10 protein-coding genes are annotated in these 12998 nt (G+C 55.4%); 7 read left to right on the top strand and 3 right to left on the bottom strand.

What is annotated here, in order from left to right; all coding sequences use genetic code 11:
• Positions 1 to 117: 117 nt before the first annotated feature.
• Positions 118 to 918, bottom strand: coding sequence for a DeoR/GlpR family DNA-binding transcription regulator (locus tag AAIR21_RS19660; protein WP_032679260.1), 801 nt, complete (start codon positions 916 to 918; stop codon positions 118 to 120).
• Positions 919 to 952: 34 nt separating this feature from the next.
• Positions 953 to 1849 carry a sugar kinase gene (locus AAIR21_RS19655; protein WP_032680061.1) on the bottom strand — a complete coding sequence of 299 codons (897 nt, stop codon included), beginning with the start codon at positions 1847 to 1849 and terminating at the stop codon, positions 953 to 955.
• Positions 1850 to 2004: 155 nt separating this feature from the next.
• Between AAIR21_RS19655 and yihU the strand changes: the two genes are divergently transcribed.
• The 7 genes from yihU to ompL all read left to right on the top strand — a co-directional run bounded on the left by yihU (position 2005) and on the right by ompL (position 10742).
• On the top strand, positions 2005 to 2895 hold the full coding sequence (yihU, locus tag AAIR21_RS19650; RefSeq protein ID WP_032680060.1) for a sulfolactaldehyde 3-reductase: 891 nt from the start codon (positions 2005 to 2007) through the stop codon (positions 2893 to 2895).
• Positions 2896 to 2912: 17 nt separating this feature from the next.
• Positions 2913 to 3788 (top strand): sulfofructosephosphate aldolase, encoded by an 876-nt coding sequence (yihT, locus tag AAIR21_RS19645; protein WP_025202734.1) that lies wholly within the window; start codon positions 2913 to 2915, stop codon positions 3786 to 3788.
• 14 nt (positions 3789 to 3802) lie between these two features.
• Positions 3803 to 5044 carry a sulfoquinovose isomerase gene (gene yihS / locus AAIR21_RS19640; RefSeq protein WP_059306256.1) on the top strand — a complete coding sequence of 414 codons (1242 nt, stop codon included), beginning with the start codon at positions 3803 to 3805 and terminating at the stop codon, positions 5042 to 5044.
• A 16-nt stretch (positions 5045 to 5060) separates the two neighbouring features.
• Positions 5061 to 7085, top strand: a complete 2025-nt coding sequence (locus AAIR21_RS19635) for an alpha-glucosidase (RefSeq protein ID WP_079231559.1) — start codon at positions 5061 to 5063, stop codon at positions 7083 to 7085.
• A gap of 45 nt (positions 7086 to 7130) precedes the next feature.
• Complete coding sequence (locus AAIR21_RS19630; RefSeq protein ID WP_434682038.1) at positions 7131 to 8513, top strand: MFS transporter; 1383 nt, start codon at positions 7131 to 7133, stop codon at positions 8511 to 8513.
• A 43-nt stretch (positions 8514 to 8556) separates the two neighbouring features.
• A complete protein-coding gene (locus AAIR21_RS19625) occupies positions 8557 to 9981 on the top strand; it encodes an MFS transporter (protein WP_020883983.1) in 1425 nt (474 codons plus the stop codon).
• A gap of 74 nt (positions 9982 to 10055) precedes the next feature.
• Complete coding sequence (ompL, locus tag AAIR21_RS19620; protein WP_020883984.1) at positions 10056 to 10742, top strand: porin OmpL; 687 nt, start codon at positions 10056 to 10058, stop codon at positions 10740 to 10742.
• 83 nt (positions 10743 to 10825) lie between these two features.
• On the opposite strand, the gene typA is transcribed toward ompL, so the two are convergent.
• Positions 10826 to 12649 carry a ribosome-dependent GTPase TypA gene (gene typA / locus AAIR21_RS19615; RefSeq protein WP_014172248.1) on the bottom strand — a complete coding sequence of 608 codons (1824 nt, stop codon included), beginning with the start codon at positions 12647 to 12649 and terminating at the stop codon, positions 10826 to 10828.
• Between the last annotated feature and the right edge of the window lie 349 nt (positions 12650 to 12998).

Below are 12998 nucleotides of genomic sequence, written 5' to 3'. Positions count from 1 at the left end.
ATCTCCTGCTCGCCGTGGAAAAGTAACTGTAGCGGGAAAGATAAGGTTTGGCTATGCGCCAGATTCAGCTTACAGAAAGGAAAGGCCCGAGCCTGAATATCGGGCCATTAAGAAGGGTTAGCCTGCCTGCTGTTCGTCGCCTGAATTCACCTCAACGACTTCTACCTTGCTGGATTTGAGATGATTGTGCAGTGCAGATCCCGGTAGCTCATCGGTGAAGAGCGCGGTTGCCTGCGACACGTTACCAATTTCAACGGCAGCAGAGGCGTGGTATTTCGTATGATCGGCCGCCAGTAAAATATGTCGCGCGTGGGCCATCATGGTTTTCACCACGCTGGCTTCATTAACGTCAAACTCCATCATCGCGCCGTCGTGTTCAATTGCTCCGACGCTGGTCACCAGGTAATCGGCACGGAAGCCTGACACGAACGCCGTCGCCGCAGGCCCGATAATGCCTCCGTTATGCGGACGCAGCGTACCGCCGGGCACCATCACTTCAAAGCGCGGGTTCTTATACAGAATATGCGCCACCCGCAGGCTGTTGGTGATGATGCGCAGATGATTATGGTTGAGCAGCGCCCGGGCAACGTGCTCCACCGTCGTCCCGATAGTAATGAAGATGGTTGAACCATCGGGAATGTAGTCAGCAATCGCTTCGGCAATGGCCCGCTTCTCTTCGGTCAAGGAGACTTCACGTTGCTCAAATGCGGTGTTCACCACGCTGGATGCCCTGCCCGCGCCGCCATGATGACGCGTGATCAGCCCCTGCTCACTCAGCTTGCGGATATCCCGGCGCACGGTTTGCGTTGAGACGTCCAGCAGTTGCGCCAGTTCATCAATGTTCATATAGCCGCGGTCAGCAATCAACGTAAGCAGTTGATCGTGCCGCGGGTTGCCGGTCAGTTCGGTAAGGCTCATGGGCTGTCCTCTGAAAACCATCACGCCCCGCATTTTATACAAAAAGTGACAAAAAAGAGCGGGTTTGATCACAGTCAGGTATACCTGCCCGTCCTCCGGGCCGGGTACATTTCAGTGCCGCAACCGCACTCGCGAAACGTACCGCGTCTGTTGCATCCCCCTGCTGCGCCAGACTCACCGCCAGCGCGCCGTGAAAGACATCCCCTGCACCTGTGGTATCCACCACGTCGACCGCAAATCCCGGCTGATGACACAGCGCGCCCTGCTCCAGCCAGTAACACCCTTCACGCCCTTGCGTGACGTAGACATGTCCATTTGTGAGCGTTTGTGCTTTTCTCAGTGCGTTTTCCGTGTCGTCCAGCTGGCTTAAACGCCGCAAACCCGGCGCGGAGAAGGCCGCGTGATCGCTTAAGGCGACCAGCTCAGCAATATCCTGCGGGGTGACATCGGCATCAAGCAGCGTGCTGACGCCCTGCTGGCGGGCAAGGGTGAACGCCTGTTTAGCCCCTTCGTGCCAGCGCACGTCGGCTAATACGATATCCCATTGCGAAAAGTCGATATCCTGCAGCCATGCCGCCGTAGCCGGGAGATCGGGGCTGGGGTAGTTAGCAATGACACGCTCCCCGTGACCATCCACCAGCACGGCCGATTGCGATGAACGGGCTCCTTTCACCATCCGCGTATAGCGCGTGTTTACCCCCAGGGACTCCAGCTCCGCGAGCAGTCTTCTGCCGGTATCGTCATCACCCACCCGGCCAATAAAATCCACCTCAGCCCCCAGTTTCGCTGCCGCCACCGCCGCAGTCGCCGCAGGACCGCCGCCCACCTCCGTATAGTCTTTTGCGACATATTTGCCACCTTCTTTCGGTAAATCATCGAGATACCAGATGCGATCCAGCACGGTAATGCCGACACAAACGATGCGAGTCATGGTGATTCCTTCTGCGTTTTCTGATGCTCTCATTTTAATTTCACGAAATGTTTAAAAAGTGACCCCTGTCAATTTTTTGACTATAAATTACAAATACGATCAAAAACAGACAACACAAACGCTCAATAATTGACACGATGTGACAGGAGAGAAGCATGTCAGCAATTGCCTTTATCGGGTTAGGACAGATGGGTGCGCCTATGGCAACGAATCTGCTTAAACAGGGCCACCAGCTTCACGTTTTTGATGTAAACCCACAGGCGATACAGGCCCTGGTGGCGCGTGGAGCCCTGGCTGCAGCCACGCCTGCACAGGCAGTAAAGGAGGCCGAATTTGTCATCACCATGCTGCCAAACGGAGACCTGGTTCGCACAGTCTTGTTTGGTGAGCAGGGCGTCTGCGAAGGGTTATCCCGCGAAGCGCTGGTCATTGATATGTCCACCATTCACCCGCTACAGACCGATGCCCTGATCCGCGACATGGCTGAACGTGGTTTCAGCATGATGGATGTGCCTGTCGGACGCACATCGGACCATGCCGTCGCCGGAACATTACTCCTTCTGGCTGGCGGCACCGCGCAGCAGGTTGAACGAGCCACGCCGGTGTTGATGGCGATGGGCAATGAACTGATAAACGCAGGTGGGCCAGGTATGGGCATCCGCGTGAAGCTTATTAACAACTACATGAGCATTGCCCTGAACGCGCTGTCCGCTGAAGCCGCCGTGCTGTGTGAAGCCCTCGGCCTCTCTTTCGATGTGGCGCTCAGTGTTATGAGCGGTACGCCAGCAGGAAAAGGCCACTTCACCACCTCATGGCCTAACAAGGTGCTCAAAGGCGATCTTACACCGGCCTTTATGATCGACCTCGCGCATAAAGATCTGGGGATCGCGCTGGACGTGGCAAACCAGCTCCACGTCCCGATGCCGCTGGGCGCCGCCTCCCGTGAAGTCTACAACCAGGCGCGGGCCGCCGGACGCGGGCGCGAAGACTGGACAGCCATTCTTGAACAGGTTCGCGCATCCGCCGGGCTGAAAAAAACACACTGATACGAAAGGACTGAGGAATGACGATGTACACCCTGAAAGATATCACCCGACCTTCCGGCGGTTTTGCAATGCTGGCCGTTGACCAGCGCGAAGCGATGCGCCTGATGTTTGCTGCGGCGGGCGCCCCGGTGCCGGTCACCGATCGGCATCTCACCGACTTTAAGGTCAACGCGGCCAAGATTCTGTCGCCGTATGCCTCCGCCATTCTTGTCGATCAGCAGTTTTGCTACCAGCAGATCGTTGAGCAACAGGCCGTTGCCAAAAGCTGCGCGATGATTGTGGCAGCAGACGAATTTATTCCGGGGAACGGGATCCCCGTTGACAGCGTCGTCATCGATAAAAACGTTGATGCTCAGGCGGTCAGGCGCGATGGCGGTAAAGCGCTGAAGCTACTGGTGCTGTGGCGTAGCGACGAAGATCCGCAGCAGCGTCTGGAGATGGTGAAGGCGTTCAATCAGCTGTGCCATGACAATGGACTGCTCAGCATTATTGAGCCGGTAGTCCGCCCGCCGCGTCGCGGCGCGACGTTTAATCGTGAACAGGCCATTATCGACGCGGCAAAAGAGCTGGGAGACAGCGGAGCTGACCTTTACAAAGTGGAGATGCCCCTGTTCGGCAAAGGCTCTCAGCAGGAATTGCTGACTGCCTCGCAAAAACTGAACGAGAACATCGCCATGCCGTGGGTGATCCTCTCATCCGGCGTGGACGATAAGTTGTTCCCAAGGGCGGTGAGTGTTGCGATGCAGGCGGGTGCATCCGGCTTTTTAGCCGGCCGCGCCGTCTGGTCATCAGTGATTGGCCTGCCGGACACGGAACTGATGCTCCGTGATATTTCTGTGCCGAAACTGCAGCGTTTGGGTGAGATCGTCGACGAAATGATGGCTCGCCGTTAAGAAAGGACCCGAACATGAAATGGTTTAACACCCTGAGCCATAACCGCTGGCTTGAACAAGAGACTGACCGCATTCTCGATTTCGGTAAAAACGCCGCCGTGCCGACCGGTTTTGGCTGGCTGGGCAATAACGGTCAGGTGCGCAGCGATATGGGCACGCATCTGTGGATCACCGCCCGTATGCTGCACGTTTATGCCGTGGCGGCAAACATGGGGCGTCCCGGCGCATATGCCCTGGTGGAGCATGGCATCAACGCCCTGAATGGTCCGCTGCGTGACCGGCAATATGGCGGCTGGTACGCCTGTATTAACGATGAAGGCGTTATGGATGCCTCCAAGCAGGGCTATCAGCATTTCTTTGTTTTGCTGGGCGCGGCCAGCGCCGTCACCACCGGCCATCCACAGGCTCGCAAGTTACTGGACGATGCCATCGAGGTGATTGAGCGTTATTTCTGGAGCGAACAGGAACAGATGTGCCTGGAATCCTGGGATGAGGCCTTCAGCAAAACCGAAGAGTACCGTGGCGGCAACGCCAATATGCACGCTGTCGAAGCCTTCCTGATTGTGTATGACGTAACGCATGACCGTAAATGGCTCGACCGCGCCCTGCGCATTGCTTCGGTGATCATTCACGACGTGGCACGCAAGGGCGAGTACCGGGTTAATGAGCATTTCGATACGCAGTGGAACCCCATCCGCGATTACAACATTGATAACCCCGCTCACCGTTTTCGCGCCTACGGCGGTACGCCAGGCCACTGGATCGAGTGGGGCCGCCTGATGCTGCACCTGCGCGCTGCGCTGGAAGCGCGTTTTGAAACACCACCCGCATGGCTGCTGGAAGATGCAAAAGGCTTGTTCCACGCCACAATCCGCGACGCCTGGGCACCCGATGGTGCCGACGGTTTTGTCTATTCCGTTGGCTGGGACGGTAAACCCATCGTTCGCGAGCGCGTGCGCTGGCCGATTGTCGAAGCGATGGGAACGGCCTATGCGCTCTATACCGTCACCGGCGAGGCGCAGTACGAAGCCTGGTATCAGAAATGGTGGGATTACTGCATCAAATACCTGATCGACTACGAGAACGGTTCATGGTGGCAGGAGCTGGATATCCATAACGAAGTGACCACCAAAGTCTGGGACGGCAAGCAGGATATTTATCATCTGCTGCATTGCCTGGTGATCCCTCGCTTACCGCTGGCGCCAGGGTTAGCCCCGGCCGTTGCCGCCGGATTACTGGATAGCCAGGCCAAATAATAAAAACGGAGATCTTATGCGTACCCTACACAATATTATTCTTAAAAGCAGTGAACACGGTTTCACCCTGAGCTGGCAGGATCGTCTGATTCTGTCCCACACCGCCGACACCCCGTGCCTGTGGATCGGCGCAGGTGAAGCCGATATCGAGATGTTTCGCGGCAACTTCAGCATCAAAGACAAACTCAACGAAAAAATTGCCCTGACCGAGGCCACCGTCGCGCCGCAAAATGCGGGTTGGGCGATTCGCTTTACCCGGAGTGACGCCGTCAGCGCCACGCTACTGGTGGGTGTGGATGCCGAAGGACGCCTGGAGCTGAAACTCAAAAATGATGCCACCTGCCATAACCGCATCTGGCTGCGGCTGGCGGCCCAGCCCGAGGATCATATCTATGGTTGCGGAGAGCAGTTCTCCTACTTCGACCTGCGCGGCAAGCCGTTCCCGTTGTGGACCAGTGAGCAGGGCGTGGGCCGTAATAAGCAGACCTACGTCACCTGGCAGGCAGACTGCAAAGAGAACGCGGGCGGCGATTACTACTGGACCTTCTTCCCGCAACCCACCTTTGTGAGTACCCAGAAGTACTACTGCCACGTGGATAACAGCTGTTATATGAATTTCGACTTCAGCGCGCCGGCGTTCCACGAGCTGGCCTTCTGGGAAGATAACGCCACGCTGCGCTTCGAATGTGCGCAAACGTATGTCGATCTGCTGGAAAAACTGACCGGGTTACTGGGCCGTCAGCCCGAACTGCCGGACTGGGTTTACGACGGGGTAACGCTGGGCGTTCAGGGCGGCACCGACGTGTGCCAGCAAAAGCTCGACACCATGCGCAACGGCGGTGTGAAGGTGAACGGTATCTGGGCGCAGGACTGGTCCGGCATCCGGATGACCTCCTTTGGCAAACGCGTGATGTGGAACTGGAAGTGGAACAGCGATCTGTATCCGCAGTTGGATACACGTATCCCGCAGTGGAAGCAGGAGGGCGTGCAGTTCCTCTCCTATATCAACCCTTACGTGGCCAGCGACAGAGACCTCTGTGAAGAGGCGGCGAAACGCGGTTATCTGACCAAAAACGCCGACGGTCAGGACTATCACGTCGAGTTCGGCGAGTTCTACGCGGGCGTTATCGACCTGACGAATCCGGAAGCCTACGACTGGTACAAAGAGGTCATCAAAAAGAACCTGATAGCGCTGGGCTGTGGCGGCTGGATGGCTGATTTTGGTGAATATTTGCCGACTGATACCTTCCTGCACAACGGCGTGAGCGCGGAAATCATGCATAACGCCTGGCCTGCGCTATGGGCGAAATGTAACTACGAGGCGCTGGAAGAGACCGGCAAGCTCGGCGAGATCCTGTTCTTTATGCGCGCGGGTTATACCGGCAGCCAGAAACACTCGGTGATGATGTGGGCCGGCGATCAGAACGTCGACTGGAGCCTGGACGACGGTCTGGCATCAGTGGTTCCTGCGGCGCTCTCACTGGCAATGACCGGGCACGGGCTGCATCACAGCGACATCGGCGGTTATACCACGCTGTTTGAGATGAAACGCAGCAAAGAGCTGCTGCTGCGCTGGTGCGACTTCAGCGCCTTCACACCGATGATGCGTACCCACGAGGGCAACCGCCCTGGCGATAACTGGCAGTTTGATGGCGACGGCGAAACCATCGCCCACTTTGCGCGTATGACGACCGTCTTCACTACCCTGAAGCCCTACATCAAAGCCGCCGTTGCGCAGAATGCGAAAAGCGGCCTGCCGGTGATGCGCCCGCTGTTCCTGCATTACGAAAACGATGCGCGCAGCTACACGCTGAAATACCAGTATCTGTTTGGCCGCGATCTGCTGGTGGCACCGGTCCATGAAGAAGGCCGTCGTGACTGGACGCTCTATTTGCCTGAGGACACCTGGGTGAATGCCTGGACGGGTGAAACGCATGAGGGCGGTGACATCACCGTTGACGCTCCGCTCGGCAAACCGCCGGTGTTTTATCGCCAGCAAAGCGAATGGGCAGACCTGTTTAGCACCTTACGTCATATCTGATAAGGCTCGCCCGCAGGGAAGCCTGCGGGCAGATGGAGAACAATAATGCGTCAACACGCTTCCGATCCGGCAACGCTACGCCTGCCGTTTAAAGAGAAACTCGCCTACGGGATGGGCGATCTCGGCTCTAACATCCTTCTGGATATCGGCACGTTGTATCTGCTGAAGTTCTACACCGACGTTCTTGGCCTGCCTGGCACCTACGGCGGAATCATCTTCCTGATTGCCAAGTTCTTCACCGCCTTCACCGATATGGGTACGGGTATCATGTTCGATTCCCGACGCAAGATCGGTCCTAAGGGCAAATTCCGCCCGTTCGTGCTGTATGCGGCGTTCCCGGTGACGTTACTGGCCATCGCAAACTTTGTCGGCACGCCGTTTGAAATCACCGGCAAAACGGTGATGGCGACCGTGCTGTTCATGCTTTACGGCCTGTTCTTCAGCATGATGAACTGCTCCTACGGTGCGATGGTGCCGGCCATTACCAAAAACCCGGACGAGCGCGCTTCGCTGGCCGCCTGGCGTCAGGGTGGCGCCACGCTTGGCCTGCTGCTCTGTACCGTCGGGTTTGTGCCGGTAATGAACCTGATTGAAGGCAATGACCAGCTTGGGTATATCTTTGCCGCGACCCTCTTCTCGCTGTTCGGGCTGTTCTTTATGTGGTGGTGCTATAAGGGCGTGACCGAGCGTTACGTTGAGATGCAGCCCGCCAATCCAGCCCAGAAGCCCGGCCTGCTGCAGTCGTTTCGCGCCATCGCCGGTAACCGACCGCTGTTTATTCTCTGCATCGCCAACCTGTGCACGCTGGGGGCCTTTAACGTTAAGCTCGCCATTCAGGTTTATTACACGCAGTACGTGCTGAACGACCCTATTCTGTTGTCCTACATGGGCTTTTTCAGCATGGGCTGCATTTTTATCGGCGTCTTTATGATGCCCGGCGCGGTGCGTCGCTTCGGCAAGAAAAAGGTCTATATCAGCGGGCTGCTGATTTGGGTGGCAGGCGACCTGCTCAACTACTTCTTTGGCGGTGGTTCGGTGAGCTTTGTGGCGTTCTCCTGTCTGGCCTTCTTCGGCTCAGCCTTCGTGAACAGCCTCAACTGGGCGCTGGTGTCCGATACCGTGGAGTACGGCGAGTGGCGCACCGGCGTGCGATCCGAAGGGACGGTCTATACCGGCTTTACCTTCTTCCGGAAGGTCTCACAGGCGCTGGCCGGCTTCTTCCCCGGCATCATGCTCACGCAAATCGGCTATGTGCCGAACGTGGTGCAATCCGCCGGAACGGTTGAAGGGCTGCGGCAGCTGATATTTATCTACCCCAGTCTGCTGGCCGTCATCACCATCGTGGCGATGGGCTGTTTCTACAACCTCAACGAAAAGATGTATGTGCGCATCGTGGAAGAAATTGAACTGCGCAAACGTACAGCATAACTGACTTGAGAGAGCGCCCTGCGGGGCGCTGTGAGGATCGACCATGACACACAAGAGTGATCCGTTAACCCTGAAGCTGAGCCTGCGCGAAAAGTGCGCCTACGGGATGGGCGATTTTGGCTCTAACCTGATGCTCTGTATTGGCACGCTGTATCTGCTGAAGTTTTATACTGATGAACTGGGCATGCCCGCTTTTTATGGCGGCATTATTTTCCTGGTGGCGAAGTTCTTTACCGCATTCACCGACATGCTGACCGGGGTGTTGCTGGATTCGCGGCGTAACATCGGTGCCAGAGGCAAATTCAGGCCGTTTATTCTTTATGCCTCGGTGCCGGTTGCCCTGGTGGCCACGGCGCAGTTTGTGGCCACCGATTTTAGCCTGACGGTGAAAACCGCTATCGCCACCCTGCTCTTCATGATGTTTGGCCTCTGTTATAGCCTGATGAACTGCTCTTACGGCGCGATGGTTCCCGCCATCACTAAAAATCCGAACGAGCGTGCGCAGCTTGCAGCCTGGCGTCAGGGCGGCGCAACGGTTGGGTTGTTGCTCTGCACCGTGGGGTTTATGCCAATTCAGGCGCTGTTTGTCAGCCAGCCCTCTCTCGGCTATCTGGTGGCCGCACTGGTGTTCGTCACCGGCGGTCTGTTCTGCATGTGGTGGTGCTACAGCGGTGTGAAAGAGCGCTATGTGGAGGTCACGCCCGATCATCATAAGCCTGGCATCCTGAAATCCTTCTGTGCCATTTTCCGCAACCCGCCGTTGCTGGTGTTGTGTATCGCCAACCTTTGCACCCTCGCCGCGTTTAATATCAAACTGGCGATTCAGGTCTACTACACCCAGTACGTGCTAAACGATCTGCATCTGCTGTCGTGGATGGGTTTTTTCAGTATGGGCTGCATTCTGGTTGGCGTGTTTCTGGTGCCTGGCGCGGTTAAGCGCTTCGGCAAGAAGCCGGTCTACCTTGGCGGGCTGACGCTGTGGGCCGTGGGCGACGTAATGAACTTCCTCTGGGGAACCAGCTCCCTGCTCTTTGTGCTCTTTTCCTGCATGGCTTTTTTCGGTACGGCATTCGTAAACAGCCTCAACTGGGCGCTGGTGCCCGATACCGTTGATTATGGCGAGTGGAAAACAGGCATTCGCGCCGAAGGGTCGGTTTATACCGGTTATACCTTCTCACGCAAAATCTCCGCCGCCCTCGCCGGTTTCCTGCCGGGCATTATGTTGACGCAGATTGGCTACATTCCACACGCCGTGCAGAGTGCGGGCACGCTACTGGGGCTCCGTCAGCTAATTTTTCTCTGGCCGTGCGGCCTGGCGATCGTTGCCGCGATAACCATGGGACTCTTTTATAAACTCAACGAAGCACGCTTCGCCTTTATTATTGAGGAGATTGGAAAACGGAAAAAACAACCCGCAAAACCCCCTGAGTTAACCACCAACAATAAAGCGTCAGCAGTCACTTTATAACAATAAATCCGGCCCTGATTCCCTTCCTGTGTAACAGGAGGGGGGCCTTTCTGTACCTCATACATGGACTGATTATGAAAAGAATCGTTACTGCACTGGTTGTGTCGTCTGTGTCCTGCTCGGCAGTTGCCGGCGCCTATGTCGAAACGCGCGAAGCCTATAATACGGCCTCTGAACTGCACGAAGTGATCCTGCGTGCCGGCTATAACTTCGATAAGGGCGCGGGGCTGATGTTCACTAACGCCTATAACGTGGGCAAATGGGACGAGCTTAAGCACAGCTATAACGAAATTGAAGGGTGGTATCCGCTTTTTAAACCGACCGATAAACTCACCTTTCAGCCTGGCGGTTTACTGAATGACAGCAGCGCCGGGTCCGGAGGCGCTATCTATCTGGATACCAATTATAAATTTCTCGACTGGTTTAACCTGACCTTCCGTTATCGCTATAACCACAACAATTACGATACGCCAGACTACAACGGCCAGATGGATAAAAACGACACCCACGAATTCGCTAACTACTGGAATTTCAAGGTCACGGATGCGTTTTTCTATACCTTTGAACCGCATTTTTTCCAGCGCGTGAACGATTACCACAGCAAAAATGGCAAAGACCATCACTGGGAAATCACTCACAAATTTAGCTATAAAATCGATAAAAACTGGCTGCCCTATCTCGAGCTCCAGTGGCTGGACAGATGGAATGATTACAACCGCGAGCAGTACCGTATCCGCCTGGGGTTAAGGTATTCGTTCTGATAATAAAAAAAGCCGCTGATCGCTCAGCGGCTTTTTACGTGCCGGGTGGCGCATGCGCTTACCCGGCCTACGGATTGACCGTATTACTCTTCTTTCGCACCGCGCATTGCACGTTTACGATCGTTCTCGGTCAGGTGACGTTTACGGATACGGATAGACAGTGGGGTCACTTCTACCAGTTCGTCGTCATCGATGAACTCCAGAGCTTGCTCCAGGGTCATCTTGATCGGTGGAACCAGAACCGTTGCTTCGTCAGTACCGGACGCACGCATGTTGGTCAGTTTCTTACCGGTCAGGCAGTTTACAGTCAGGTCGTTAGAACGACTGTGAATACCGATGATCTGGCCTTCATAAACTTCAGCACCGTGACCCAGGAACAGCTTACCGCGATCCTGCAGACCGAACAGCGCAAACGCAACCGCTTTACCCTGACCGTTGGAGATCAGCACGCCGTTGTTACGCTGACCAACTTCACCCGGACGAACGTCGTCGTAGTGGCTGAAGGTGGAGTACAGCAGACCGGTACCGGACGTCATGGTCATGAACTCTGAACGGAAACCGATCAGACCACGGCTTGGGATCACGTAGTCGAGACGTACGCGGCCTTTGCCATCTGGATTCATGTTTTTCAGGTCGCCTTTACGCTCACCCAGAGCCTGCATAACAGAACCCTGATGCTGCTCTTCAACGTCCAGCGTTACGTTCTCGAACGGCTCTTGTTTACGGCCGTCGATTTCGCGGAAGATAACTTTCGGACGGGAAACCGCCATTTCGAAACCTTCACGACGCATGTTTTCGATCAGAACAGACAGGTGCAGCTCACCACGACCAGAAACGCGGAATGCGTCAGCATCCTGAGTTTCTTCAACGCGCAGCGCAACGTTGTGCACCAGCTCTTTGTTCAGGCGGTCAAGGATCTGACGAGAGGTAACGAATTTACCTTCTTTGCCACAGAACGGAGAGGTGTTGACGTTGAAGAACATGGTTACCGTTGGTTCATCAACGGACAGGGCTGGCAGCGCTTCCACATTCTGCGGGTCGCAGATGGTGTCAGAGATGTTCAGCTCGCCCAGACCGGTAATCGCGATGATGTCGCCCGCTTCAGCCAGTTCGCTGTCGATACGCTCCAGACCCAGGTGAGTCAGCACTTTGCCCACTTTACCGTTACGGGTTTTGCCTTCGCTATCGATGATAGTAACCTGCTGGTTCGGCTTCACTTTACCGCGTTTGATGCGGCCGATACCGATAACGCCAACGTAGTTGTTGTAGTCCAGCTGGGAGATCTGCATCTGCAGCGGACCATCAAGATCAACATCCGGAGCCGGTACGTGATCGACAATCGCCTGATACAGCGGAGTCATGTCTTCCGCCATATTTTCGTGATCCAGACCCGCGATACCATTCAGCGCCGAAGCGTAAATGATAGGGAAGTCCAGCTGCTCGTCGGTCGCGTCGAGGTTAACGAACAGGTCGAACACCTGATCAACAACCCAGTCAGGACGCGCGCCCGGACGGTCAACCTTGTTGATAACAACAATAGGTTTCAGGCCATGGGCAAATGCTTTTTTGGTCACGAAGCGCGTTTGCGGCATTGGGCCGTCAAATGCGTCAACCACCAGCAGCACGGAATCCACCATGGACATCACGCGCTCAACTTCACCACCGAAGTCGGCGTGCCCTGGGGTATCAACGATGTTGATACGGTAGTCATTCCATTTGATAGCGGTGTTTTTCGCGAGGATAGTAATCCCACGCTCTTTCTCCAAATCGTTGGAGTCCATCACACGCTCTTGAGTTTCGGCACGAGCATCAAACGTACCGGACTGCTGCAGCAGCTTATCAACCAGGGTGGTTTTACCATGGTCGACGTGCGCGATGATGGCGATGTTACGCAAATTTTCGATCACAACTTTGCCTCAGGCATTAGAAATAGCGCGTTATTGTACACGGATTAATCGCACTACAAAACAGGATCACAAACATCCCCCGCAAACAAGTATTGCAGAGATGCTTTGTGATCGCTTTCACGGAGCGTAAAAAGGGCACTTTAACGAAAATTGCACCAATATGGTGCTCAGTGTTCACACTGAAGCACTATACTGGTGCAACATAACCATTGTGGTGCAGCACTTTTGCACTATGGTGCGCATGATAACGCCTTTTTGGGGTGTTTTAAAAGTTGGCACAGATTTCGCTTTATAAAAATACGGCAAAAAAATGGCACACAGCCAGCCCAAGACAGAAATTGAAGACCTC

It is taken from the genome of Enterobacter sp. PTB (assembly GCF_051130085.1).
Classification (GTDB): domain Bacteria; phylum Pseudomonadota; class Gammaproteobacteria; order Enterobacterales; family Enterobacteriaceae; genus Enterobacter; species Enterobacter ludwigii.
The sequence above is the reverse complement of the archived record's forward strand: the minus strand, read 5'-3'. Positions and strand labels throughout refer to the sequence as shown.